Source organism: Brevundimonas sp. Leaf363, assembly GCF_001424025.1.
Classification (GTDB): domain Bacteria; phylum Pseudomonadota; class Alphaproteobacteria; order Caulobacterales; family Caulobacteraceae; genus Brevundimonas.
Genome location: NZ_LMPZ01000002.1, coordinates 369,998 through 392,598 on the forward strand (window position 1 = coordinate 369,998; position 22,601 = coordinate 392,598).

Sequence of the window (22,601 nt, forward strand, 5' to 3'; positions counted from 1 at the left end):
TCAGTGCGACGCCAGCACGGCGTCGGGCTGCGGCGTGCGCCGCTGGTCGTCGAGGATCTTGCCGTCCTCGATATGGATGACACGGTCGGCCCAAGCTTCCAGGCGCGGGTCGTGGGTGACGCAGATGACGGCGGCGCCGTGCTCGGTGGCCGCGCGGCGCAGCAGGCGGATCACCACCTGGCCGTTCTCGCCGTCCAGAGCCGAGGTCGGCTCGTCCGCGAACAGCAGCTTGGGGTTCTTGGCCAGGGCGCGGGCGATGGCGACGCGCTGCTTCTCGCCGCCGGACAGGGCCGAGGGCTTCTGGTTGATGCGGTGACCCAGGCCGACCTCTTCCAGCGCAGCGACGGCGCGCCGGCGGGCCTCGGCCTTGTCCAGCCCCTGGTACTTCAGGACGGTCATCACCTGCTGCAGGGCGCTCAGCGCCGGGAACAGGTTGAAGCCCTGGAAGATGAAGCCGCAGTGGTCCAGGCGGAACTTGTCCAGCGCCCCGGACGACAGCTTCCACATGTCATCGACGTCCAGCGCATCGACACGGCCCTCTTCAGGCTTGAGCAAGCCCGACAGCGCCGCGATCAGGGTCGACTTGCCCGAGCCGGAGGGGCCCATGACCATGGTCAGATCGCCGTGGCGCGCGTCGAAGTCGACGCCCTTCAGCACCTCGACGAAGCTGCGGCCCGTCTTGAAGCGTTTGACGACGCCCTTGGCCTCGATGGCGAAGTCTCCGTGCTTGCCGTGGACACTGGTGGTGTGATGCAGGGCGGTCATCGCAGCAAATCCGCCGGCTGGCTGTTTTTCAGCACGCCCAGCGACAGGAAGCCGCTCATCAGGGCGATCAGGATCAGCATGACGCCCACCAGCACCAGCACGCTAGGCGGATAGGCCATCACCACATTGCCCGCCGCCGCCAGCAGCGAGATCAGCCAGGTGAGGATGAAGGACGCCAGCAAGCCGACGATGCCGACCCAGAAGCTCAACTCCATGACGATGTTTCGCAGTGAGCTCATGGAAACGCCCAGAGCCCGCAGCGAGGCGAACTCCTTGATGTTGGCCATGATGGCCCCGCGCAGCGTCTGCCAGGTGATGGCCACCCCGATCAGGGTGCCCAGGAAGACCGAGAAGCCCAGCATGATGCCGACGATCTGGAACTTGACCATGTCGATCAGACTGAACTTCGACAGGTTTGTCCGGGTCTCGGCTTTATAGAGGCCATTGGCGGTGCGGTTCAGTTGGTTGGCCACGATCTCGGCGCGCCCCGGATCCTTGATCCGCACCATCAGCGGCCCGACGCGGTTGCCGTTGTTCGCCTCGCCCAACATCCGCAGGGTGTCGCGGCTCATGACCACGCTCGCGATCTGCATGTTGGGATAGCCGCGCAGCACGGCGCGGACGTGAACCGTCTTCCCGTTGTAGATGGCCTTGTCGCCCAGCTGGACGCCGAGGCGGCCCAGCGAGGTCTCGTCCACGGCGATGGCGAACGGCTGGCGCAGGGCCTCGACCAGCTCGGTCGAATAGTCGCTGGGGATCGTCACCGCGTCGGGGCCGGTGTCGATGGCGGTGATCTGAACCTGTTCGGGCTGGCGCGGCTTGCTGGTGTCGTCGCCCGGCTTGGGAATGCTGCGCAGCCGGCCCCACGACCCGTCCAGGTCGGCTACGGCCTCGACCTCGGGATGGCTCCAGACCATGGGCATGACCCGGCGCGGCAGGCTGGCGCCGCCGCCCTGCAGGCCTTCGGCGCCGGGCGGCAGGATCATGATGTCGGCCGTCGCCCGGTCGATGGTCGCCGTCCAGGCCTTGCCCATGCCGACGAACATGCCGAGTTGGGCCAGGACCAGCAGGCCCGAAAACGCCAGCGCAACGACGGCGGCCATGTAGCGGCGCCATTCATAGAGCAGCGTGGAAAGCGCTAGCGACATACGCGGATTGTTCTCCCCCGCTTCGCTATGACGAGCCGCGCGTGCGCTTCCAAGTTAAATCGGGGTAAGGCGCCCCCCCTGCGCTTGCGCGTCGCAGGCGGGCGCGCCAAGACCGTGTCTGTTGCCTTTCCGTGAGTTGTCCATGCTCAAGCGTCTGTCCTCCGTCGTCCTCGCCCTGTCCCTGGGAGTGGCGACCGCGCCGCCGGTTCTCGCCGATGAGGGGATGTGGACCTTCGACGCCTTCCCGATCCAGGCGGCGAACCAGGCGACGGGCGCGCGCATCGATCAGGCCTGGCTGGACCGGGTGCAGCAGGGCGCGGTGCGCCTGCGCGGCTGTTCGGCCTCGGTGGTGTCGGATCAGGGCCTGGTGGTGACCAACCATCACTGCGTCGTCTCCTGCGTCCAGGCCCTGTCGGACGCCCAGCACGACTTCGTCCGCGACGGCTTCATGAGCGCGACGCGTGAGGAAGAGCGCCGCTGCCCCGGCCAGACGGCCGAGATCCTGACCCGCATCACCGACGTCACCGAGCGGGTCCAGAACGCCGGCGCCGGACTGACGGGCGCCGACTTCGTGCGGGCGCGCGCCGCCGAGATTCAGGCCATCCAGACCGCCGCCTGCAACGGCGATCCGAAGCGCACCTGCCAAGTCGTGACCCTGTTCCGGGGCGGCCGGTTCTCGCTCTACGAATACGCCAAGTACGAGGACGTGCGCCTCGTCTTCGCGCCGGAGTTCCAGGCGGCCTTCTTCGGCGGTGATCCGGACAACTTCAACTTCCCGCGCTATGCGCTCGATGTCGGTTTCCTGCGCCTCTATGACGACGGCAAGGTGGTCTCGACGCCGCAGCATCTGACCTGGAATCCGGCTGCGCCGCGCGACGGCGAAGCGACCTTCATCCCCGGCAATCCCGGCTCGACCCAGCGCCTGCTGACGGTCGCCCAGATGGAGCGCCTGCGCGACCAGACCAATCCGACGACCCTGATCCATACGTCGGAACTGCGCGGGCGGCTGCTGCAATACGCCATGCGCGACGACGAGGCGCACCGCGTCTCGGTCGATCCGATCTTCAGCGTCGAGAACGGCTTCAAGGTCTACGACGGCCAGCAGGGCGCGCTTGTGGACCCGGTCTTCTTCGGCGCGCGTGAGCAGGCGGAGACGGACCTGCGAGCCGCCATCTCGGCCGATGCGGCGCTGGCCGAACGCACTGGCGACCCGTGGGGCGAGATCGCCGCCTCCGAGAGCAAGGCGCGCTCTCTTTATCTGCCCTATCGTCAGCTGGAGCAGGTCGCGGGCCAGCGTTCGGCCCTCTACGGTTTCGCGCGCGACATCGTCCGCATGGCCAAGGAGCGCGCCAAACCGGTCGAACAGCGGCGCGCCGGTTACACAGACGCCGACCTGGCCGCCCTGGGGCGCCGGCTGGCCACGGCCGCGCCGGTCGAGACCGATCTGGAGCAGATCTATCTGGCCTTCTGGCTGTCCAAGACGCGCGAATATCTGACCGTCGATGACGCCCGGGTCCGCGCCCTGCTGGGCCGCGAGAGCCCGGAAGCCCTGGCCCAGCGGCTGGTCGAAGGCTCGAAGCTGGGCGACGCGGCTTTCCGCGCCCAGGCCCTGACCATGACGCCGGAACAGCTGGTCGCGTCCGGCGATCCGCTGCTGGCCTTCGTGATCGCTAACGACGACCAGGCGCAAGCCGTCCGTAACCAGTGGGAGGCCGAGGTGGCTGGCCCGACCGACCGCGCCGCCCAGCGCATCGCCCAGGCCCGCTTCGCCCTCTACGGCGACGCCCTCTATCCCGATGCGACCTTCAGCCTGCGCCTGTCCTACGGCCGGGTCTCGGGCTGGCAGGAGAACGGCCAGACGGTCGGGCCCTTCACGCGCTTAGGCGGCCTTTACGACCGCGCCACAGGCTCGGCGCCGTTCAACGCCCCGGCGCGCTTCCTGGCGGCGCAGGAGCGCGTGGCCAAGGACACCGTCTACGACTTCACCACCACCAACGACATCATCGGCGGCAACTCCGGTTCGCCGGTGCTGAACGCGAAGGCCGAGGTGATCGGCCTGGCCTTCGACGGCAACATCCACTCGCTGGCCGGCAGCTTCGGCTACGACTCCGAGAAGAACCGCACCATCGTGGTCTCCGCCGCCGCCGTCACCGAGGCGCTGCGCACCATCTACCCGAGCCCGGCGCTGCTGCGAGAACTGGGCGTTCGCCGTTGACGCTGACCCTCCGCGCGGCCGCCCCCGACGACGCGCTGGCCTTGCTGGCGCTGATCGAGGGCGCCTATCGCGGGGACAGCGCGCGGCGCGGCTGGACGCACGAAGCCGATCTGCTCGGCGGCCAGCGGACCGATCTGCAGGACCTGCGGGAAGTCATCGCCGACCCGAAGCGGGCGCTGCTGCTGGCCGAGGCCGACGGCGTGCCGTTCGCCTGCGTGCAACTGGTCGATCAGGGCAGCGGCGCCGCCTACCTCGGCATGCTGACGGTCGATCCGGCGCGACAGGGCGAGGGGCTGGGCCGCAAACTGCTGGCCGCCGCCGAGCCGGAGGCCGCCGCCCGCTTCGGCGCCGACCGGGTGCGGATGACGGTCATCCGTCAGCGGCCGGAGCTGATCGCCTGGTACGAACGGCGCGGCTATGCGCTGACCGGCGAGACCGCGCCCTTCCCCTTAGATGACCCGCGCTTCGGCCTGCCGAAACGGCAGGACCTGGCGTTCTTGGTGCTGGAGAAGCGGCTTTAGGCGACTACGCCGATTCATCCCGCGCCTTACCCTCAACCATCGTCGTCATCCTCGGATCAAGTCCGAGGATGACGAAGCCTTTCAGATGCTGGCCTAGGCCTTCGCCGCCATCTGTTCGCGGGCCTTGGAGAAGTACTGCCAGCCGGTCCACAGCGTTACGATGGCGGCGACCCAGATCAGGATGTAAGCGAAGACCTGGAAGTCCGGCTGCCATTCCAGGGGCAGGCCGAACCCGTCCCACAGCAGGATCAGCTGAAGCGCGCCCAGGGCGATCATCTGCAGCGTCGTCTTCCACTTGGCCAACAGGGTCACGGGCAGATGAACCTTGCCCGAAGACGTCTCGCGCAGGGCTGAGACCGCGAACTCGCGGAACAGGATCAGGCCGCACGGAATGGCGATGAAGGTCACCGAGCCGCTGGTCAGCAGGCCCAGGATGGCGCCGGTCACCAGCACCTTGTCGGCGATGGGATCCAGGATGGCGCCCCACCGGGTGGTGGCGTTCCAGCGACGGGCCAGGAAACCGTCGACCCAGTCGGTCGACGCGGCGACGATGAAGATGATGAAGGCCACGCGGTACAGCGCGAACTGGTCATCGGGGCTCAGATAGTTCGACAGAATCGGCGTGCCGGTCACGCCGGCCAGGATCAGGAACATCACCACCCCGGCGGCCAGACGCACGCCGGTCAGGATGTTGGGGATCGGGTTGGTGTGGGGCGTGGCGCTCATCGGTTCGTCCTCATCGTGCGCCGGGTTTGGCACGGTTCGCCGGCTCTGGCGAGAAACCCTCAGGCGACCGGCTTGAACGCCTCGCCCCGGCCCAGAACGCGCAGCACCCCGTCCGCGATGCCGAAGTGCAGGCCGGTCAGCGCCAGACGGCCGTCCGCCTCCCGCTCGGCGATCCAGGGGAAGGAGCGCAGGTTGGTCAGGGACTGACGCACCACCGCCTCCTCAGCCGCCGATTCCGCCCGCTCGGGACCGGCCGCCTGGGCCGCCTCGCGGGCTATGGGCTGGGCCTGCTCGACCCAGGGCTGGACGAAGTCGCGGCAGCTGTCGGGCGAGCCCTTCAGCATGGCGGCGACGCCGCCGCAGCGGGCGTGGCCCATGACCACGATGCGCGAGACCTCCAGCACCTTGACCCCGAACTCGAGCGCCGCCGAGACGCCGTGCAGGCCGCCGTCGGGTTCATAGGGCGGGACCAGATTGGCCACGTTGCGCACAACGAACAGCTCGCCGGGCTTGGCGTCGAAGATGAGGGCCGGGTCGGCGCGGCTGTCGGAGCAGGCGACGATCAGGGTGTGCGGCTTCTGGCCCGCCTCGGCCAGGGTCTCGTATTCGGCGCGGGCGTCGGGCCAGCGCTCGATGCGAAACCGGCGGTAGCCGTCGAACAGGAAGTCGGGGGCGCGATGAGGCATGCGCGCCTTCTAGCCGCGCCACCCCCGTCGCGACAATCGTTTCAGGCCTTGTGGAAGAAGGCGTGGATGCGTTCGGCCAGCGGCTGGCTGACGCCCTGCACCTTGACCAGGTCGACCACGGAGGCGCGGCCGACGCCCTTGGCCGAGCCGAAGGCGTGCAGCAGGGCCTTCTTGCGGCCGGGGCCGATGCCCTCGATCTCGTCCAGCGGGTTCTTCTTGATGTCCATCGACCGGCGCGTGGCGTGGGCGCCGTTGGCGAAGCGGTGGGCCTCGTCGCGCAGCCGCTGGATGTAATACAGCGCCGGCGACTTTAGCGGCAGCATGAAGGGCGGCTTGCCGGGCACGAAAAACCGCTCCAGCCCCGCGTCGCGGTCGGGCCCCTTGGCCACGCCGACGGCCAGGATGTCGTCCAGCCCCAGATCGGCCAGCACCGCCTGCACCTCGGCCAGTTGTCCCGCGCCGCCGTCGATCAGCAGCAGGTCGGGACGTTCCGCGCCTTCCGCCTCTTCCTCCTCCTTGACCAGACGGCTGAAGCGGCGACGCATGACCTCGCGCATCATGCCGTAGTCATCACCGGGCGCCAGGTCGGTGCTCTTGATGTTGAACTTGCGGTACTGGTTCTTGCGGAAGCCCTCAGGCCCGGCGACGACCATCCCTCCGACCGCGTTCGTCCCCTGGATATGGGCGTTGTCGTAGATTTCGATCCGCTCGGGCCGGCCGTCCAGACCGAAGGCCTCGCAGACGTCGTCCAGGATTTTCCCTTGGGCCGAGCTCTCGGCCATGCGGCGACCCAGCGCCTCGCGGGCGTTGGTCAGGGCGTGATCGACCAGGGCCTTGCGGTCGCCGCGCTGGGGGCGGTCGATCGAGACAACGCGGCGCCCGTCGGTGATCTTGGCGCGCAGGGAGAAGGCCTCCTCCAGCAGCTCCTTCTCGAACGGAACGACGTTGGACAGGATCTCGCGGGGGACGGGCTTGTCCTCATAGAACTGGCCCAGGAAGGCGGACAGGATCTCCGGGTCGGTGTCCGCCTTGTCCACGCGCGGGAAGTAGGCCCGGCCGCCCCAGTTCTGGCCGCCGCGATAGAAGAAGACCTGCACGCACGCCTGACCGCCCTCGGCGAACAGGGCGAAGACGTCGGCTTCGGCCACGCCCTCCGCACTGACGCTGTTCTCCATCGAGATGGCCGACAGGGCGCGGATGCGGTCGCGCACACGGGCAGCCTGTTCGAAGTCCATATCGTCGGACGCCGCCTGCATGTCCTGCGACAGCCGGCCGATGACGGCGCGCGACTTGCCGCGCAGGAACTGTTCGGCCTCGTCGACCAGGGCGCCGTAGTCCTCCAGCGAGATCAAGCCAGTGCAGGGCGCCGAGCAGCGCTTGATCTGGTGCAGCATACAGGGGCGGGTGCGGGTCTCGTAGACGCTGTCCGAACAGGACCGCAGCAGGAAGGCCTTCTGCAGCGTCGTCAGGGTCCGGTTCACCGCCCAGGTCGAGGCGAAGGGGCCGAAATAGTCGCCTTGGGTCGTGTGGGCGCCGCGATGCTTGCGGACCTGCGGCGCGCGATGGTCCCGGCGGATCATCAGCTCGGCGAACGACTTGTCGTCGCGCAGCACCACGTTGAAGCGCGGCTTCAGCTTCTTGATGAAGTTCGATTCGAGCAGCAGCGCCTCGGTCTCGGACGCCGTGACCACCAGCTCCATCGAGCGGGTCAGCGAGACCATCAGACCGATGCGCTGGGTGTGGAACCGCCCCTGCGCGTACTGCAGGATGCGCTTCTTGATCGAGCGCGCCTTGCCGACATACAGGCACGACCCGTCCTCGCCGTACATGCGGTAGACGCCCGGCTTGTCGGGCGCGCGCCGCGCCTCGTCGCGGATCAGATCGGCGGCCTTGCGGCCCGAGGGGTTCGCCGGCTCCAGAACAGCTTCAGCCATGACTGCGATATAGGGTCAGAAACGGCGGACGAGGAGGACGCCGGCAATCACCAGGGCGACACCGGCCGCGCGGCCCAGCGAAAGCGGCTGCTGCGGCACGCCCAGGGCGCCGAAATGATCGAGAAACAGACTGATCAACAACTGGCCAGCCACCATCAGGGTTATGGTCAGGGCCACGCCAAGCCGAGGCACGGACCAGGCGGCGGCCACCACGAAGACGACGCCGTATAGGCCGCCCATCCAGGCGTACCAGGGCAGGGCGCGCGTCGCCGCCCAGTCCGGCCGCGTCTGGAAGACCGCCGCCAGCACCGCCAGCGCCAGGGCCCCGACCGTGAACGACACAAAGGCGGCGTTGACCGGAGAGCCGACCGCCGTCGCCAGCCGCGCATTGGTCGGGGCCTGCATGGCGGTCGCGCCACCCGCGAGGATGATCAGGACGATGGGAAGAATCGACGGGTTCATCCCGCCAGCCTACCAGACCGGATCGGGCGGCGCGCCGGTCAGCACCTCTCGGATTCGCCGCGCGCTGGCGGCGTTCATGTCGTCCGGCAGGGCCGCGGGATCGAACCATTCGGCGGCCTCGATCTCGCCGTGGCTGGTGCGCTCGCCCGGCTCGAACCGATCGATGGCGAAGACCAGCACATGGTCGCCGGGAAAGAACCGCTCGTTGGAATGCACCGACAACAGGCGCGGCGCCGACAGGGCGACCAGCCCCGCCTCCTCGCGCAGTTCCCGCACCGCCGCGTCCTGCGTCGTCTCGCCCTTGTCCACCCCGCCGCCGGGCAACCACCAGCCGGCGAGATAGGTGTGCTTGACCAGCAGCACCCGTCCGGCCTCGTCGCGCACGAGCACGCGCACGCCGAGGGTCATGCCCCGCGTCGCGCGCGAGAATGCGAAGAACAGCGGGCGGGTGAAGGGCTCGATACGGCGGCGCCAGGTCACGATAAGGAAGAACCCGGGGATTTCGTCGAACCTCGGCTCTGTGCCGCAACCGTCTCCATGTGTCGCGCGGCAACAACGCTGATGCCGATGCCGAACGCCGAACTCACCACGCTCACCACACAGTTCCAAGCCAGGACGCTGGCGACCACCCATGTCGCCTTGGTTAGATCAGCGTCAGAGGTTGCCCTATCCATAGCTCCAAAAGCGAAGCTGGAGATTGCCAAAGGCCATCGCAGACCTTTAGTCGCGGCCCATGCGGCGCCGAGGCCGATCCAACGTCCGGCTCTGGCCTGTAGCAACGGCCAACCCGACAGGACGCCAAGCAGAAATGGCAATGCGAGCATGGCCGGGACCAGGAAGAGAAGCGCCCACCACTGATGGCTTCGCACAGCCAAAATGAGGACGAGCAACAAGGCGCCCACAGGCGCGATCAGCAAGGTAGCGCCAGCGGCGTACCGCAGTACCCGCGGCAAGGTGGGTCGCTCGCCGGAAGCGGCGATTGAAATGGCGAAGTAGATGAAGGCAGCGCCAACAGTGGCGACGCCTAGAGCGATCCACTCAGGCGTGGATAGTGTGCGGCCAACAAACTGCTCGAACAGTGTCGCGGCCGCACTCATAGCAATGATGCAGGTCCATCCCCAGCGTGGGATGCCTCTGATCGCTAGGGACAAAGTCCGAAAGTAGTCGTGGAACATCGTTGAATCCCCCCTAGTTCGAACATGACGTGAGCGGCGAGTTTCGTCCACGCCGTCGCACGCCGGCCGGAGGGTCTGCTATGTCCACCCCATGGCGGATAAATCGGACTACAGCCGCAGCCACGGCGGCGCCGCGCTAGGCGCTCGGCTGCGGCGGGCGTCGGAGCGGATCGATCGGGACGGGACGCGGGTCTATGCGACGCGCGCCGTGCGGTTCGAGCAGCGCTGGTACGGCGTGCTGCGCCAGCTGGTGGAGCAGGGGCCGATGTCGGTGGGCGATGTGGCCGCCGTGCTGCGCATCACCCATGTCTCGGTCAGCGAGGCCAGCCGGTCGATGGAGAAGGCCGGGCTGATCGCCTCGGCGCCGTCGCCGCAGGACGGCCGGCGCCGCGTGCTAAGCCTGACCGGCAAGGGCCGGGCGCTGGTCGCGGAGCTGACGCCCCTGTGGGAAGCCTTCAACGACGCTGCGCGCGAGCTGAACGACGAGGCGGGCGATCTGGTGAAGCTGCTGGACCGGCTGGACGACGCCCTGGATCGCCGCGCCCTCTATGACCGCATCCTCGATCGGCTGCCCAAGCCCGGCGGCGATTGACAGATATGTAGGCTCCTACATAATCGGTGCATCGCAGCCGTGGAGCGCACGATGAAGCTGGACCGACGATCCGTCCTGGGCGGGATGGCGATGCTGTCCGCCGCCGGTTGCGCAATCGTGCCGGCCGAGGATGCGGCTGTCCGCGCGCGGCGGCTCTATGCGCGGGCGACGGTCATCAACGGCAATCTGGTCGCGCCGCTGGACGATACCGGGCCGCTGGACGCCGAGACGGCGGCGCAGGTGCGCGCCTCGGGCCTGACGGCGGCCAAGGTCACCATCGGCGGACCGGGCACGGAGACGCGGGCCGAGGTGCGCGAGTCCATCGCCGGCTACGCCAAGGCGGTTGAGATGAGCGACGGCCTCTATCGCAAGATCACCCGCGTCGCCGATATCGATGCGGCCAAGGCGGCGGGGCAGATCGGCCTGATCTTCTCGTTCGAGGCCGCCGAAATGCTGGAGGGCGACCTGGACGCCATCGATGCCTTCCGCGCACTCGACGTCATGGTCATGGGGCTGAGCTACAATCGGAACACGCCCTTCGCGTCGGGCGTCATGTCGAGCGAGCCGACCGGCCTGACGCCGCTGGGTCGCCAGGCGGTCGAGCGGATGAACGCGTGCGGCGTGACGCTGGACGTCAGTCACAGCGACGAGGCCTCCAGCCTGTCGGCCGTCGCGGCGTCGTCCAGGCCCGTGACCATCACCCACGCCGGCTGCGCCGCCGTGCACGCCCATCCGCGCAACAAGTCCGACCGGCTGATGAAGGCGCTGGCCGACAAGGGCGGGGTCATGGGCCTGTACGAACTGTCCTATCTGACCACGCCGGGCCAGCCGACGCTGGAGGTCTATATGGCCCACCTGCTGCACGCCCTGAGCGTCTGCGGCGAGGATCACGTCGGCATCGGCAGCGACGCGTTGCTGACCCCGTTCGACACCTCGCCCGAGAGCATGGCCCAGTGGGACGCGTCCATCGCGGCGCGTCGCGAGGCCGCGGTCGCGGCGCCCGGCGAGGGGCCGCCGCCCTTCGTTATCGGCCTGAACCAGCCAGACCGGATGGTTGTGATCGCCGAGGCCCTGATGAAGCGCGGCTATTCGGACCGGGCGGTGGAAAAGGTGCTGGGCCTGAACTTCCGCCGCGTCTTCGCCGAGACATGGCGCGTCTGAGCGCTTGAACCCGGCGGCCGGTCGCTCTAATCGGGCGCCATATCAAGGAGCGACCCATGCTGGCTCTCGGCGTCATCTTCGGCTTCATCGCCGTGCTTATGGCTATCAACTTCTTCGAGTTCGGCCGGGTTGACTGACCGGCCGGCACGCACCGGCGCGGCGCTCGTCACCGGCGGGGCGCGCCGGATCGGGCGCGCCATCTGCCTGAGGCTGGCCCAGGCCGGCTTCGACATCGCCATCCATCACCATGCGTCGGCCGATGAGGCCGAAGAACTGGCCGGGTTGATCCGCGCCATGGGGCGCCGCGCGGCCACCGTGTCGGCCGACCTGACTGACGAGGCGTCGGTGAGGGGGCTGGTTCCGACGGCGGTTCGGGCTCTGCGGCCGCTGCAGGTTCTGGTCAACAACGCCTCCGTCTTCGAGGACGACCGCGTCGGCGCATTGGAGCGCGCGACCTGGGACAAGCATATCGAGACCAATCTGCGCGCACCCATCGTCCTGTCGGAGGCCTTTGCGGCCCAGGCCGGCGACGGCGCCGCCATCGTCAATCTGCTGGACCAGCGGGTGCTGAAGCCGGATCCACGCTTCGTCTCCTACGCCCTGTCGCGGAACGGCCTGTGGTGGGCGACGCGGACTCTGGCCCAGGCTCTGGCGCCGAAGATTCGCGTCAACGGCGTCGGGCCCGGTCCGACGCTGCCCTCCATCCATCAAACGCAGGCCGACTTCGACGCGGAGGCGCAGGCCGTCCTGCTGCAGAAGCCCGGCCGTCCCGAAGCCGTGGCCGACGCCGTCGCCTGGCTGGTGGACGCGGACCTGGTGACGGGCCAGATGATCGCCGTCGACGGCGGCCAGCACCTGGCCTGGCGCACGCCCGACATCGCGGAGTAGCGACCTGTCCGACTTCACCCCCATCCACGAGGCGCTGACGGTCTTCGTGCGCGGCCTGCGGCTCGACGCCGGCATCGGCGTCTACGCGCACGAGCAGGGCCGCCTGCAGCCGCTGATCGTCGATGTCACCCTGACCCTGAGCGCCGGGCCGGTCGAAGAGCTGGGCGACACGGTCAACTATGAGCGGGTCGCCGAGGCGGCGCGCGGCCTGGTCGACGCGGGTCATATCGAGCTGGTCGAGACCCTGGCCGAACGGCTGGCTATCGCCTGTCTGAACCTGCCCCGCGTCCAGCGGGCGGCGGTGCGGATCGAGAAGCCGGAGGCGCTGGCGGGGGCCGATGCGGCCGGGTGCGAGGTCGTCCTCGCACGCTGACCTGACGTCCTGGCGAGCGTCAGCGGTTGCGCCCCGGTCGCCGCCCGGCCATTGTCAGGCTGAACACGAGCCGCCGGACAACGGCGGCGGGCGGAGACACCGATGGCCGGACCCGGCGATCCCGACGAGCCGAAATCCACGCTGGCTCACGACCCCGACGATCTGGTCGGTTTCGCCTCGCCCGCGCACCTGACCGGCCGCGCCCGCGCGCCCGAGCCGGCTCCTGAGCCGGAGCCCGAGCCCGTGGTGAAGGCGGTGGAGCCGAACCCCGAACCCGAGCCGACCCCGGCGCCGGCGACCGAATCGATGGCCCGCACCGAAGAGCCTTTGGTGGTCGAGGCGCACGAGCCGGCGCCCGTCGCCGCTGCGCCGATTATGCCCCCGCCCCCGCCGCGCATCGAGCGGGCGGCTTTGCCGGAACGCACCCGCGCGGCGCCGGCCCCGCCCGTCGCCCGGCTTGCAGTCTCCGCGCCGGCCGTTGCCGCGCCGATGAGCCTTTACGCCGTCTACGCCCTGATCCTGTTCGCCGTCCCGACCCTGGGGGCCTCGGCGGCGCTGGCGTTGCTGGCGGTGACCGGCCGCGAGGGGCCGAGCGATGCGGTGGCCGGCAGCCACTTCATCTTCCAGCAGCGCACCCTGTGGACCGGCGCCGTGGTGGCCCTGCTGGGGGTCATCCTGATCGTGATCAACGTGGGCGTCTTCGTCCTGTTCGTCGTGGCCTTGTGGCTGATGGCGCGCGGCGTCTGGGGCGTGCTGAGGCTAAAGGCCGGGCAACCGATTCCCAATCCGCGCGGTTGGTTGTTCTGAAGGAGCCAAGATGACCGACCTGCCGCCGACCGATCAGCCCCGCCTGGAAGCGGGTCATCCCTCCGAGGGCAAGGTGGCCGCCGCTGCGGCGTGGGGCCTCTACATCCTGTCGATCCCCAGCGCGAACATCCTGGTGCTCGTCGGCCTGGTCGTCGCCTACGCCGCGCGCGGCAGCGCCACGGGCGTGGCGCGTCAGCACATCGAGGCCCAGATCGCCCTGTTCTGGTCGGTCTTCTGGTGGACGATCGGCCTGTGGATCCTGGTGGTCATCAGCGGGTTCGCCTCCATCCTCCTGATCGGCATTCCCTTCCTGCTGGTGTTCCTGCTGCTGCTGCTGGTCCTGCACATCTGGTTCACGGTGAAGAGCATCATCGGCCTGCTGCACCTGCTGAGCGACAGGCCGGCGTAGCGGAACCGGCGTGCGTCGCAGCGGGTTCGGTCGGCTCAAGGAGAGCGACATGACCGACTTCAGCGACAACACCGCCGAGCAGCGTTTCGAGCAGGATTTCGAGGGGCCGGACGGCGGGACCCACTCCGTCTGGGCCGATTACGCCGCCCACGGCGAGACCCGCACGATCCTTCACGTCGAAGCCGATGCCGCGCTGCGTGGCGGCGGCGCGGCGAGCAGGTTCATGCAATCCTTGGCCGAGCACGCCCGCGCCGAGGGACTGAAGCTGGCCCCGCGCTGCGGCTACGCCGTCGCATGGCACAAGCGTCACAAGGATTTCGACGACGTACTGGCCTGAAAATCCTCCCCCCGGTGGAGGGAGGATTTGGCCCGCCTCACCCGCCGGGATAGCCGCCGATGATCGGCAGCACCTCGCCGGTGATGAAGCTCGACATCTGCGGCGACGCCAGGAAGACATAGGCCGGCGCGATCTCTTCGGGTTGCGCCGGCCGCTTCATCACTGTCTGCGCACCGAATTCGGACACGCTCTCGGCGTCCTTGTCGGCCGGGTTCAGCGGGGTCCAGACCGGGCCGGGCGCCACGACATTCACGCGGATGCCGCGCGGCGCCAGGTGGGTGCCCAGGGACCGGGCGAAGGCGTGGATGCCGCCCTTGGTGAGCGAATAATCAAGCAGGTCCTTGTTGCCCTGCAGCCCCGTGATCGAGCCGGTCATGACGATGGCAGCGCCGGACTTCAAGTGCGGGACCGCCGCCTTCACCAGGTTGAAATAGCCGTAGAGATTGGTTTTCAGCGTCCGGTCGAAATGCTCGAACGTCAGGTCTTCCAGCGCCTTCACATGCTCCTGGAAGGCGGCGTTGGGCACCACGACATCCAGACGGCCGAAGGCCTTCAGGGTCTCGGCGACCGCCATCTCGCTGAAGGCGGGGTCGGAGACATCGCCCTGCAGGATGATACAGCGCCGCCCTTCCGCCTCGATGGCCCGCTTGGCGTCCTCGGCGTCGCCGGCCTCGTCCAGATGGCAGATGGCGACGTCGGCGCCTTCGCGTGCAAACAACACCGCGACCGACCGGCCGATCCCTGAATCGCCTCCGGTGATCAGGGCCGCGAAGCCCTCCAGCTTTCCTGATCCCTTCCAGAAGGGCGCGTCATACATGGGCGCGGGGTCCAGCATGGCCTCGTCGCCCGGTTTAATCTGGTGCTGCTTGGGAAAGGGCGGCTCGGGATATTTGCGAGCGCCTGCCTGCACCGCGCCCTCCACCCTGTCACCTGCCTTGGCCTCGTCGTGCTTGGTCTGGGCGTCCTTGGCGTCAATCGCCTTCTGGATCGAACGCTCCTGGGTCGCGATGTCCTCGGCGCGCTTGACGGTGAGATCGTCCATGGGAAGCTCCTTGCTCGGGTGGCCTTTTGAACCGACCACCTCCACAGGGGTTCCGAGAAGGTTCACGGAGCGGCGATATGGACGGCATCGACTGGGCAGGGCTGGCGAACGGCGCGGGCGCCGCGGCGCAGCCGTTTCAGGTCTGGGTGCTACCCGTTCTGCTGGGGCTGGGACTGGCGTCTGCCACGGGCTTCCGTACCTTCCTTCCGCTGTTGATGCTGGCGGTCGCCGCTCGCTTCGAACTGTTCGGCGTCCAGTTGAACGACCATTTCGCCTGGCTGGGTTCGCTCTCGGCCATCGGGGCGCTGGGCCTTGCGGCGACAGCCGAGTTTCTGGGCGACAAGATCCCCGTCGTGGATCATGCGCTGAACGCCATCGGCTGGGTCACGCGACCTCTTGCGGCGGCGCTGGCCGCCGGCGGCATGTTCTGGGCGCTGGATCCGACCGCGGCGGCGATCGCGGGCGTGATCGTCGGGGCGCCCACAGCGCTGCTTTTCACCGGCGCTCAAGGGGGCGCGCGTCTGACCTCGACGGCGACGACCGGCGGCGTCTTCAATCCGGTCGTATCGTTCATCGAGGACGCGCTGGCGGTCGGGATGGTGATCCTGACCTTCCTCGCGCCCATTCTAGTGCCGATCCTGCTGATCGGACTGCTGGTGCTGATCTACCGCCTGGGCCGTAGCATCCAGCGGGCGAGAGCCCGGCTGGTCGGCGAGCGACCCGATCTGGTCTGATCGCGGTTTAAAGCGTCCGCTGAACGATGACGCGGATGGTCTCGGCCTTGGACGGCAGATCCGCGACCAGGCGGGACGCGATCTCGCGCGCCCCGACGGGATAGGCGTCGCCGCCTTCGGCGATGGCCTTGGCCTTGGACGCAGCGTCGAGCAGGACGCGCTCCAGCGCCTCGACCTCCTCCAGCGCCAGGGCCTTGGCCTCCATCTGCAGGCGCTTGACCCGTTCCGCCGTGTTCTCGGGCGCGCGCATCAGGTCGTAAATCTCGGCGTCGCCGACGACCCGCAGCTGCGGAGGTGACTTGGTCTTGATAGGTTTGGCCATCGGTACGCTCCCGTTCAATCTGGCCAATGCAGGAATCAGCGACACCGTTCCGCCGGTTCTCAGCTTCACCTTAAGTGTTGCGTTCGCGCATCAGGCGATTGACGCGCGGGGGCGGGCAGGGGACGACAGGGTATGGCCTCCGGTCTCGTCCTGCCCCTGATCGTCTGCGGTTTTCCACGCTCCGGCACCCTGACCTGCGCCCAGGCCCTGAGCCTCTCGCCGGTGGTCGAGCTTCAGGGCGAGATGGCCCTGCCGGACCAGACCCTCGACTATCTGGCGGCGTTGAAGGCGTGGCACGACGGGCAGGGCGCGCGCAGCGCGCTGTGGCGAGACCGGTCCTATGAGGTGATGTTCGACGCCTTCGCCGGGGCGGCGCCGGGGCGACGGATCGTGCGGCCGGGCGCGACCTATCGCGGGCACAAGACGCCCCGTCACGAACGCTATTTCGACCGCTACGAGGCGCTGTTCGACAAGGCCGAGGCGCCCGCGCGCTACGTTTACTGCCTGCGCAATCCGTGGGCCGTATGGCGGTCGCTGAAGATCATGCCTTGGAACAGTTTCCGCACGGTCGGCGCCTTCGTCGAGGCGTGGGGACGATCGGTGGAGACGTTCGAGCGGATGCAGGAGACGGCGCCGGGACGGGTGCTGCTTTTCGACCTGGACGCCTTCGTCGCGGCTCCGGACGCCGAGACCTTCCTGGACGAGGCCCTGTTTCGGCCGTTGGGCCTCGATCCGGCGTCATTCCTCAAGCCTGTCTCCAGCCTGGCCAACAACAACGCCGCGACCGTGAAGGCGGGCCGCGCGCCTCCTCCGCTGTTCCGGGACGAGATCGACCGGATCGGCAGCGATGCGAAGAGCCGGCGATGGGTGGAGGCCTATTTCGCCGACGTGGTCCCGGCGGAAGGGCCGACGCGAGGGTGGCTGGAGCGGGTGCGGGGCTGAAAGATCCTGCACCGTGCAGCGCAGCGAAACGGGGGAGGGGGACCACGCAGTGGTGGAGGGGGCGAATGCTGGGTCGAAGACCAGCAGCAGACGGCGTGGATGCCTCCGCCCCCTCCACCGCAAGCGGTCCCCCTCCACCGCCCAAGAGCGGTGGAGGATCTTAGGAAGCCCGCCCCGCAATCCAAGACCGGCGCACGCTGAGGTCGCTGTTCAGCTCGACCAGATCGGCCCGTAGTCCCGGCGCGATGCGGCCGGTCTGTGCTTCCAGGCCCAGGAAGGCGGCGGGGCTGGCGCTGGCCATCTCGACCGCCTGCGGCAGGGTCAGGTTCAGCCAGGCGACGGCGTTGCGCACCGCGCCGGCCATGTCGAGGTCCGAGCCGGCCAGCGAGCCGTCCGGCAGGCGCGCCTGACCGTCCGCGACCGTGACCCGGCGGCCCTGCAGCATGAAGTGGTCCTCCGGCGAGCCCACGCCCGGCATGGCGTCGGTCACCAGCATGAAGCGGTCGTGCGGGCGGCAGGCCAGGGCGATGCGCAGCACCGCCGGATCGACGTGCCAGCCATCGGGAATGATGCCGCACCAGGCGTCCTGGTTCTCAAGCGCGGCGCCCACCGCGCCCGGTGCGCGGCTGGTCATCGGCGACATGGCGTTGAACAGATGGGTGACGCCGGTCACGCCGTTCGAGAAGGCGGCCTTCAGCGTCTCATAGTCGGCGTCGGTATGGCCCGCGCAGATGCGCACGCCGCGTGCGGCCAGGGCGCGGGTCATCTCGGGCGTCGTGGTTTCAGGCGCCAGGGTGACCAGGGTGCGGCCGTGACGGGCGCTCGACAGCACTCCCAGCGCAGCATCGTCCAGCCGGCGGATCTTTGTCGCGTCATGAACGCCGCGCCGGTCCATGTTCAGGAACGGCCCCTCGATGTGGACGCCGAGAATACCGGGCACGCCCGCCTTGATGGCGGCGTCGGTGGCCGCGATGGCGGCGGCGATGACGTCTAGGTCATCGCTGATCAGCGTCGGAAGCAGGCCGGTGGTGCCGAAGCGGCGGTGGGCGGCGGCGATGGTCGCCACCGTCTCGACGCTGGGGTCGTCGTTGAACAACACCCCGCCGCCGCCGTTGACCTGAACGTCGATATAGCCGGGCGCGAGGACGCGGCCCTCGAGGTCATAGACCTCGGCGTCCAATGGCGGGGCGTTGGTGACGGCGGCGATGCGGTCGCCGTCCAGCACGACGCTGAGCCCCTCGCGCAGCTCGCCATCGACGACGATTCGACCGTTGACCAGCGCCTGCATCAGACGGTCTCCGTCACCTTGTTCAGGTGCGGCGGCCGGTCGGGATCATAACCGCGCGCGACCGACAGCAACGCCGCCATGCGGTAGAAGCTCTGCACCAGCAGCACCGGCTCAATCGCCGGGTGCGCCTTGACCGCCGGCAGGGCGATGGGGCCAGCGACCGGCTTCCCAGGGCCCGCCAGCAGCACCTGCCCGCCGCGTTCGGCGAAGCTCTGGGCCAGGGTTTCGATGTCGTCCCAGGTCTCATCCGACTGGCCGAACATCAGGACTGGGAAGCCCTTGCCGACCAGGGCCATCGGGCCGTGGCGCACCTCGGCCGCGCTGAAGGCCTCGGCGTGCAGGCCGCACGTCTCCTTGAACTTCAGCGCCGCCTCACGGACCACGCCGAAGCCCAGGCCGCGTCCGACGACATAGAGGTGCTGCGCCGCCTCCAGAACGGGCAGGGCGGGCGACCAGTCCTGGTCCCACGCCTGCCGCATCTGGCCGGGCAGGGCGTCCAGCGCGGCGGTCAGCTCGGCGTCCCCGCGCCAGGCGGCGACCAGCTGCAGGATGGCGGTCAGGCTGGCGATGAAGGTCTTGGTGGCGGCGACCGACTTTTCCGACCCGGCGCGCAGCGGCAGGACGGCGTCGGCCGCCTTGGCGAGCGGCGAATCCTCGACATTGACCAGGGCGATGACGAAGGCGCCGCCCTCGCGCGCCGCCTGCACCGAAGCGACCAGATCGGGGCTCTTGCCCGACTGCGAAATGGCCAAGCACAGCGCGCCCTTCAGGTGCGGGGTGCGGTCATAGACGCTCGACACCGACAGGGCGGCCGGGCTGACCATCAGACCGGTGCGCGTCTCGATCAGATAGCGGGCGAAGACCCCTGCGTTGTCCGAACTGCCGCGCCCGGAGATCAACACGGCCGACGGCGGCTGGCGGCGCAGACGTTCACCCAGTTCCGCGCACAGCTCGCGGTTGGCGGCCAGCTGGGCCTGGACCACATCGGCGGCCGAGGCGGCCTCCTGGAACATCAGGGTGTCTTCAGCGCGCATCGGCGGGGCTTTCGGAGAGTTCGGCGATGAAATCGTAGGCGTCGCCCCGGTACCAGGAGCGGGTCAGCTCGACGGCCTGGCCGGTCGAATCGAAGCCGCGGCGTTCGATCAGCAGGCCGGGAGCGCCGACGGTGGTCTGCATCCGCGCGGCCTGGTCCTCGGTGAAGGCGACGGCGCGCAGGCGCTGCAGGGCGCGCATGGGGCGCCGACCGGCGGCCTCCAGCGCGGCGTAGAGCGATGTCTCGACCGCCTCCATCGACGGCAGGCAGGCCGCCGGGATCAGGGCGTGTTCCAGCGCCATCGGCGTCTGGTCGGCATAGCGGATGCGCTGGAACCGATAGACGCCGACGCCGGGGCTGAGGTTCAGCATCAGCGATTCCTCAGGCGTCGCCGGTCCCTGGGCGCGGCTGATCCAGACGCTGGAGGGCGTCCAGCCGCGCGCCGCCATGTCCTCGGAGAAGGAGGTCAGGCGCGAGAAGCTTTTCTCCACCCGCCCGGCGACGAATGTGCCGGCGCCCTGGCGGCGGGTCAGCAGTCCGTCGGCGACCAGGCCGTCCAGCGCTTTGCGCACCGTGATCCGAGACACGTCCAGCGCCGAGGCGAGGTCGCGTTCGGGCGGCAGGGCGTCGTGCGCCGACAAGGCGTTTCGAACGATGGCGTCGCGCACGGCCTCGCGCAGCTGATGATACAGCGGCGCCGGCTGGGCCGGGTCGAGCGGACCGATGATGTCGGCGAATGACATGGCGTCATTAGACCGCGTTCGATAGGTCCAATCAAGTACCAATCTGAAAATGGTATGCGTCTTGGGCTTGTCACGCGCTTGAAACGATGGAAGGTTGGCTTCAACGGTCAGGTTTGGACTGGCATTGGTCCTAGGGAGGGGCGGATGACGTCACGTTGGTCAGCGGGGGCGGTCGCGGTTGCGGCGGGCCTTCTGGTTTCGGCATGCAGCGCTACGGCGATGAACGGCGCGCAGACGCCGTCAGCCGTGGCTCGGATCGATGCGCCCCGTCCGGCGATCATCCCCGCGCCCGCCTCGCTGACCACCGCGACGTCCGGTGTCTATCTGCTAGCCTCGGGCGCCTCGATCGTGGTGCCGGCCGGTGACGCGGATGCGAAGAAGGCGGCCGACCACATCGCCGACCTGCTCCAGCGCACGCGCGGCCTGACCCTGACGGTCCGCGAGGGCGACGCCCGCCCCGGAGATGTCGTCTTCGCCCGCTCGCAGGACGCGGAAGACGCCTACGGCCTGTCCGTCACCTCGGACGGCGCGCGCGTCACCGCCGGTTCGTTCGGCGGCTTCCTCTACGGCGGCGTCAGCCTGTGGCAACTGGCCACCCAGACCTCCGACGGCCCGGCGCCGATCGCGGCGCTGACCATCCAGGACGCGCCCCGCTTCGGCTGGCGCGGCGTCATGCTGGATTCGGCCCGCCACTATCAGTCGGTCGAGTTCATCAAACAGTTCATCGACTGGATGAGCCTGCACAAGCTGAACCGCTTCCACTGGCACCTGACCGACGACCAGGCCTGGCGGATGGAGATCAAGCAGTATCCGCGCCTGACGGAAGTCGGCGGCTGGCGTGTCGACGCCGGCGCCGGCCCGCGCGCCGATATCGACCCCGCCACGGGCAAGCCTCGTCTGACCGGCGGCGTCTACACCCAGGACCAGATGCGTGACGTCGTCGCCTATGCGGCCGCCCGCAACATCACCGTCGTCCCTGAAATCGACCTGCCGGGCCACGCCAGCGCGGCGGTCCACGCCTATCCCGAACTGGGCGTCACAGACGTACCGGGCACGGCCGTCGGCGCCGTTCCGGGCGACTGGGGCATCTACGTCACCCTGTTCAACACCAGCGACGAGACGTTCCGCTTCCTGGAAAACGTGCTCGACGAGACCATGGCCATCTTCCCCAGCCGCTTCATCCACCTGGGTGGCGACGAGGCGGTGAAGGACGAATGGAAGAAGTCGCCGGCGGTTCAGGCGCGCATGCGCGAGCTGGGCATCACCGACGAAAACACCATGCAGATCTGGTTCATGACCCAGCTCAGCAACTATCTGAAGGCCCACGGCCGCGAGATGATCGGCTGGGACGAAATCCTGGAAGGCGGCCAGGTGCCGGATTCCACCGTCATGTCCTGGCGCGGCGTCGACGGCGCCGTGCAGGCGGCTCGACTGGGCCACGACACCATCCTGGCGCCCGCGCCGATGATGTACCTGAACAATATCCAGAGCCCGAACGACGGCTCGCCGGGTCGTGGCGACCTGGTGACCATGCAGGGCGTCTATGACTTCAACCCGACGCCGGACGGCATGACGGAAGAACAGTCGCGTCACGTGATCGGCGTGCAGGCCAACCTGTGGGTCGAACATCTGCGCACCGAAGAGAGCGTGGTCTACATGTTCTATCCGCGCATCGCCGCGCTGTCGGAACTGGCCTGGACGCCCGCCGCGGGCCGCAACTGGCAGGACTTCGTCACTCGCCTGACGCCGCAGTTCGCCCGCTACGACCGTCTCGGCATCGGCTACGCCCGCAACGCCCTGGACCAGACCAAGCTGCCGCCGCCGCCGCAGGGCCAGCGCCGCTATGACCACCAGATGCGCTCGTGCAACAACAGCGTGCCGCTGAACGTCTTCGATGACGCGGCCGGGCCGGACGGAACGCGCGCCACCTTCTCGATGGACCTGTTCAACCCGTGCTGGATGTATGACGCGGCGGACCTGTCCTCAGGCGGTCAGATGCAGATTTCGGTCGGCCAGGTGCCCTTCAACTGGCAGATCCTGCACGACATCGACAATGTGAAGGTCCGCAAACCGGCCACCCCCTACGGCGAGCTGGAGATCCGCGTCGACAGCTGCGAGGGCGCGCCCGTCGCCGTGGTCAATCTGGAAGCGGCGTCGCGCAACAACGCGACCACGGTGGTCAACGCCACCCTGCCGGCCCAGACCGGTCGCCATAACCTGTGTCTGATGTTCACCCAGCCGGGCATCGACCCGACCTGGGTTCTGGACTGGGTGCGACTGGCGCCGGCGGCGAACTGA

The 22,601-nt window shown here is 68.7% G+C and carries 25 protein-coding genes; 12 read left to right on the top strand and 13 right to left on the bottom strand.

Features of this window, described 5'->3' with window-relative positions:
• Window positions 1-765, bottom strand: a complete 765-nt coding sequence (locus ASG17_RS04825; protein ID WP_056099929.1) for an ABC transporter ATP-binding protein — start codon at window positions 763-765, stop codon at window positions 1-3.
• Window positions 762-1,913: an ABC transporter permease gene (locus tag ASG17_RS04830; protein ID WP_056099932.1), complete on the bottom strand. Its 1,152-nt coding sequence runs from the start codon at window positions 1,911-1,913 to the stop codon at window positions 762-764. Before ASG17_RS04830 ends, ASG17_RS04825 begins: the two co-directional genes overlap by 4 nt.
• A gap of 142 nt (window positions 1,914-2,055) precedes the next feature.
• On the opposite strand from ASG17_RS04830, the gene ASG17_RS04835 reads away from it, so the two are divergent.
• Together ASG17_RS04835 and ASG17_RS04840 are read left to right on the top strand one after the other, a co-directional pair.
• Window positions 2,056-4,128, top strand: a complete 2,073-nt coding sequence (locus ASG17_RS04835; RefSeq protein ID WP_056099934.1) for a S46 family peptidase — start codon at window positions 2,056-2,058, stop codon at window positions 4,126-4,128.
• On the top strand, window positions 4,125-4,649 hold the full coding sequence (locus ASG17_RS04840; protein ID WP_056099937.1) for a GNAT family N-acetyltransferase: 525 nt from the start codon (window positions 4,125-4,127) through the stop codon (window positions 4,647-4,649). The genes ASG17_RS04835 and ASG17_RS04840 overlap by 4 nt, the downstream gene beginning before the upstream one ends.
• 93 nt (window positions 4,650-4,742) lie before the next feature.
• Here ASG17_RS04840 and pgsA read toward each other — a convergent pair whose 3' ends face one another.
• Genes pgsA through ASG17_RS15565 form a run of 6 tightly spaced genes read right to left on the bottom strand, consistent with a single transcriptional unit; the run spans window position 4,743 to window position 9,632 of the window.
• Window positions 4,743-5,375, bottom strand: coding sequence for a CDP-diacylglycerol--glycerol-3-phosphate 3-phosphatidyltransferase (gene pgsA, locus ASG17_RS04845; protein ID WP_056099940.1), 633 nt, complete (start codon window positions 5,373-5,375; stop codon window positions 4,743-4,745).
• A 59-nt stretch (window positions 5,376-5,434) separates the two neighbouring features.
• Entirely contained in the window at window positions 5,435-6,061 is a 627-nt protein-coding gene (locus tag ASG17_RS04850) for a carbonic anhydrase (protein WP_056099944.1), read from the bottom strand.
• Between the two features lie 41 nt (window positions 6,062-6,102).
• Window positions 6,103-7,995 (bottom strand): excinuclease ABC subunit UvrC, encoded by a 1,893-nt coding sequence (gene uvrC / locus ASG17_RS04855; RefSeq protein ID WP_056099947.1) that lies wholly within the window; start codon window positions 7,993-7,995, stop codon window positions 6,103-6,105.
• Between the two features lie 15 nt (window positions 7,996-8,010).
• On the bottom strand, window positions 8,011-8,457 hold the full coding sequence (locus ASG17_RS04860; protein WP_056099951.1) for a DMT family transporter: 447 nt from the start codon (window positions 8,455-8,457) through the stop codon (window positions 8,011-8,013).
• A 9-nt stretch (window positions 8,458-8,466) separates the two neighbouring features.
• Window positions 8,467-8,940, bottom strand: coding sequence for an NUDIX domain-containing protein (locus tag ASG17_RS04865; protein ID WP_156367816.1), 474 nt, complete (start codon window positions 8,938-8,940; stop codon window positions 8,467-8,469).
• Entirely contained in the window at window positions 8,934-9,632 is a 699-nt protein-coding gene (locus ASG17_RS15565; protein ID WP_162238765.1) for a hypothetical protein, read from the bottom strand. The genes ASG17_RS04865 and ASG17_RS15565 overlap by 7 nt, the downstream gene beginning before the upstream one ends.
• A 91-nt stretch (window positions 9,633-9,723) precedes the next feature.
• Here ASG17_RS15565 and ASG17_RS04875 point away from each other — a divergent pair, with 91 nt between their 5' ends.
• The 7 genes from ASG17_RS04875 (at window position 9,724) to ASG17_RS04905 (ending at window position 14,199) form a co-directional block, all read left to right on the top strand.
• On the top strand, window positions 9,724-10,224 hold the full coding sequence (locus ASG17_RS04875; RefSeq protein ID WP_056099959.1) for a MarR family winged helix-turn-helix transcriptional regulator: 501 nt from the start codon (window positions 9,724-9,726) through the stop codon (window positions 10,222-10,224).
• A 51-nt stretch (window positions 10,225-10,275) separates the two neighbouring features.
• Complete coding sequence (locus ASG17_RS04880) at window positions 10,276-11,385, top strand: dipeptidase (RefSeq protein ID WP_056099962.1); 1,110 nt, start codon at window positions 10,276-10,278, stop codon at window positions 11,383-11,385.
• 129 nt (window positions 11,386-11,514) lie between these two features.
• Window positions 11,515-12,273, top strand: coding sequence for an SDR family oxidoreductase (locus tag ASG17_RS04885; protein ID WP_056099965.1), 759 nt, complete (start codon window positions 11,515-11,517; stop codon window positions 12,271-12,273).
• Between the two features lie 46 nt (window positions 12,274-12,319).
• Window positions 12,320-12,646 carry a dihydroneopterin aldolase gene (gene folB, locus ASG17_RS04890; RefSeq protein WP_369796657.1) on the top strand — a complete coding sequence of 109 codons (327 nt, stop codon included), beginning with the start codon at window positions 12,320-12,322 and terminating at the stop codon, window positions 12,644-12,646.
• 102 nt (window positions 12,647-12,748) lie between these two features.
• Window positions 12,749-13,453 (top strand): hypothetical protein, encoded by a 705-nt coding sequence (locus ASG17_RS15645; RefSeq protein WP_056099971.1) that lies wholly within the window; start codon window positions 12,749-12,751, stop codon window positions 13,451-13,453.
• Window positions 13,454-13,463: 10 nt separating this feature from the next.
• The gene (locus ASG17_RS04900; RefSeq protein WP_056099975.1) at window positions 13,464-13,862 is read left to right on the top strand and encodes a hypothetical protein; all 399 of its coding nucleotides are present in this window, start codon (window positions 13,464-13,466) and stop codon (window positions 13,860-13,862) included.
• Between the two features lie 49 nt (window positions 13,863-13,911).
• The gene (locus tag ASG17_RS04905; RefSeq protein ID WP_056099979.1) at window positions 13,912-14,199 is read left to right on the top strand and encodes a GNAT family N-acetyltransferase; all 288 of its coding nucleotides are present in this window, start codon (window positions 13,912-13,914) and stop codon (window positions 14,197-14,199) included.
• Between the two features lie 37 nt (window positions 14,200-14,236).
• Here ASG17_RS04905 and ASG17_RS04910 read toward each other — a convergent pair whose 3' ends face one another.
• Window positions 14,237-15,241 (bottom strand): SDR family oxidoreductase, encoded by a 1,005-nt coding sequence (locus ASG17_RS04910; RefSeq protein ID WP_056099981.1) that lies wholly within the window; start codon window positions 15,239-15,241, stop codon window positions 14,237-14,239.
• A gap of 77 nt (window positions 15,242-15,318) precedes the next feature.
• On the opposite strand from ASG17_RS04910, the gene ASG17_RS04915 reads away from it, so the two are divergent.
• Window positions 15,319-15,975 (top strand): DUF4126 domain-containing protein, encoded by a 657-nt coding sequence (locus tag ASG17_RS04915; protein ID WP_056099984.1) that lies wholly within the window; start codon window positions 15,319-15,321, stop codon window positions 15,973-15,975.
• 7 nt (window positions 15,976-15,982) lie between these two features.
• Here the strand turns inward: ASG17_RS04915 and ASG17_RS04920 are convergent, their stop codons facing one another.
• The gene (locus tag ASG17_RS04920) at window positions 15,983-16,297 is read right to left on the bottom strand and encodes a hypothetical protein (protein ID WP_056099987.1); all 315 of its coding nucleotides are present in this window, start codon (window positions 16,295-16,297) and stop codon (window positions 15,983-15,985) included.
• A 132-nt stretch (window positions 16,298-16,429) separates the two neighbouring features.
• Here ASG17_RS04920 and ASG17_RS04925 point away from each other — a divergent pair, with 132 nt between their 5' ends.
• A complete protein-coding gene (locus ASG17_RS04925; RefSeq protein ID WP_056099990.1) occupies window positions 16,430-17,239 on the top strand; it encodes a sulfotransferase in 810 nt (269 codons plus the stop codon).
• Window positions 17,240-17,399: 160 nt separating this feature from the next.
• Here ASG17_RS04925 and nagA read toward each other — a convergent pair whose 3' ends face one another.
• From nagA to ASG17_RS04940, 3 genes are read right to left on the bottom strand one after another with little or no spacing between them, the layout of a single operon-like run.
• The gene (gene nagA, locus ASG17_RS04930) at window positions 17,400-18,530 is read right to left on the bottom strand and encodes an N-acetylglucosamine-6-phosphate deacetylase (RefSeq protein WP_156367729.1); all 1,131 of its coding nucleotides are present in this window, start codon (window positions 18,528-18,530) and stop codon (window positions 17,400-17,402) included.
• Window positions 18,527-19,561: an SIS domain-containing protein gene (locus ASG17_RS04935; RefSeq protein ID WP_056099995.1), complete on the bottom strand. Its 1,035-nt coding sequence runs from the start codon at window positions 19,559-19,561 to the stop codon at window positions 18,527-18,529. The genes nagA and ASG17_RS04935 overlap by 4 nt, the downstream gene beginning before the upstream one ends.
• Window positions 19,551-20,303, bottom strand: coding sequence for a GntR family transcriptional regulator (locus ASG17_RS04940; RefSeq protein ID WP_056099997.1), 753 nt, complete (start codon window positions 20,301-20,303; stop codon window positions 19,551-19,553). Before ASG17_RS04940 ends, ASG17_RS04935 begins: the two co-directional genes overlap by 11 nt.
• Window positions 20,304-20,447: 144 nt before the next feature.
• Between ASG17_RS04940 and ASG17_RS04945 the strand changes: the two genes are divergently transcribed.
• Window positions 20,448-22,601: a family 20 glycosylhydrolase gene (locus ASG17_RS04945; protein ID WP_082496119.1), complete on the top strand. Its 2,154-nt coding sequence runs from the start codon at window positions 20,448-20,450 to the stop codon at window positions 22,599-22,601.

What these genes read in the sequence shown, in the direction of transcription:
- ASG17_RS04825 (WP_056099929.1), bottom strand. Translation starts at nt 765, where the DNA reads ATGACCGCCCTGCATCACACCACCAGTGTCCACGGCAAGCACGGAGAC.
- ASG17_RS04830 (WP_056099932.1), bottom strand. Translation starts at nt 1,913, where the DNA reads ATGTCGCTAGCGCTTTCCACGCTGCTCTATGAATGGCGCCGCTACATG.
- ASG17_RS04835 (WP_056099934.1), top strand. Translation starts at nt 2,056, where the DNA reads ATGCTCAAGCGTCTGTCCTCCGTCGTCCTCGCCCTGTCCCTGGGAGTG.
- pgsA (WP_056099940.1), bottom strand. Translation starts at nt 5,375, where the DNA reads ATGAGCGCCACGCCCCACACCAACCCGATCCCCAACATCCTGACCGGC.
- ASG17_RS04850 (WP_056099944.1), bottom strand. Translation starts at nt 6,061, where the DNA reads ATGCCTCATCGCGCCCCCGACTTCCTGTTCGACGGCTACCGCCGGTTT.
- uvrC (WP_056099947.1), bottom strand. Translation starts at nt 7,995, where the DNA reads ATGGCTGAAGCTGTTCTGGAGCCGGCGAACCCCTCGGGCCGCAAGGCC.
- ASG17_RS04860 (WP_056099951.1), bottom strand. Translation starts at nt 8,457, where the DNA reads ATGAACCCGTCGATTCTTCCCATCGTCCTGATCATCCTCGCGGGTGGC.
- ASG17_RS15565 (WP_162238765.1), bottom strand. Translation starts at nt 9,632, where the DNA reads ATGTTCCACGACTACTTTCGGACTTTGTCCCTAGCGATCAGAGGCATC.
- ASG17_RS04875 (WP_056099959.1), top strand. Translation starts at nt 9,724, where the DNA reads ATGGCGGATAAATCGGACTACAGCCGCAGCCACGGCGGCGCCGCGCTA.
- ASG17_RS04880 (WP_056099962.1), top strand. Translation starts at nt 10,276, where the DNA reads ATGAAGCTGGACCGACGATCCGTCCTGGGCGGGATGGCGATGCTGTCC.
- ASG17_RS15645 (WP_056099971.1), top strand. Translation starts at nt 12,749, where the DNA reads ATGGCCGGACCCGGCGATCCCGACGAGCCGAAATCCACGCTGGCTCAC.
- ASG17_RS04900 (WP_056099975.1), top strand. Translation starts at nt 13,464, where the DNA reads ATGACCGACCTGCCGCCGACCGATCAGCCCCGCCTGGAAGCGGGTCAT.
- ASG17_RS04905 (WP_056099979.1), top strand. Translation starts at nt 13,912, where the DNA reads ATGACCGACTTCAGCGACAACACCGCCGAGCAGCGTTTCGAGCAGGAT.
- ASG17_RS04910 (WP_056099981.1), bottom strand. Translation starts at nt 15,241, where the DNA reads ATGGACGATCTCACCGTCAAGCGCGCCGAGGACATCGCGACCCAGGAG.
- ASG17_RS04915 (WP_056099984.1), top strand. Translation starts at nt 15,319, where the DNA reads ATGGACGGCATCGACTGGGCAGGGCTGGCGAACGGCGCGGGCGCCGCG.
- ASG17_RS04920 (WP_056099987.1), bottom strand. Translation starts at nt 16,297, where the DNA reads ATGGCCAAACCTATCAAGACCAAGTCACCTCCGCAGCTGCGGGTCGTC.
- ASG17_RS04925 (WP_056099990.1), top strand. Translation starts at nt 16,430, where the DNA reads ATGGCCTCCGGTCTCGTCCTGCCCCTGATCGTCTGCGGTTTTCCACGC.
- ASG17_RS04935 (WP_056099995.1), bottom strand. Translation starts at nt 19,561, where the DNA reads ATGCGCGCTGAAGACACCCTGATGTTCCAGGAGGCCGCCTCGGCCGCC.
- ASG17_RS04940 (WP_056099997.1), bottom strand. Translation starts at nt 20,303, where the DNA reads ATGTCATTCGCCGACATCATCGGTCCGCTCGACCCGGCCCAGCCGGCG.
- ASG17_RS04945 (WP_082496119.1), top strand. Translation starts at nt 20,448, where the DNA reads ATGACGTCACGTTGGTCAGCGGGGGCGGTCGCGGTTGCGGCGGGCCTT.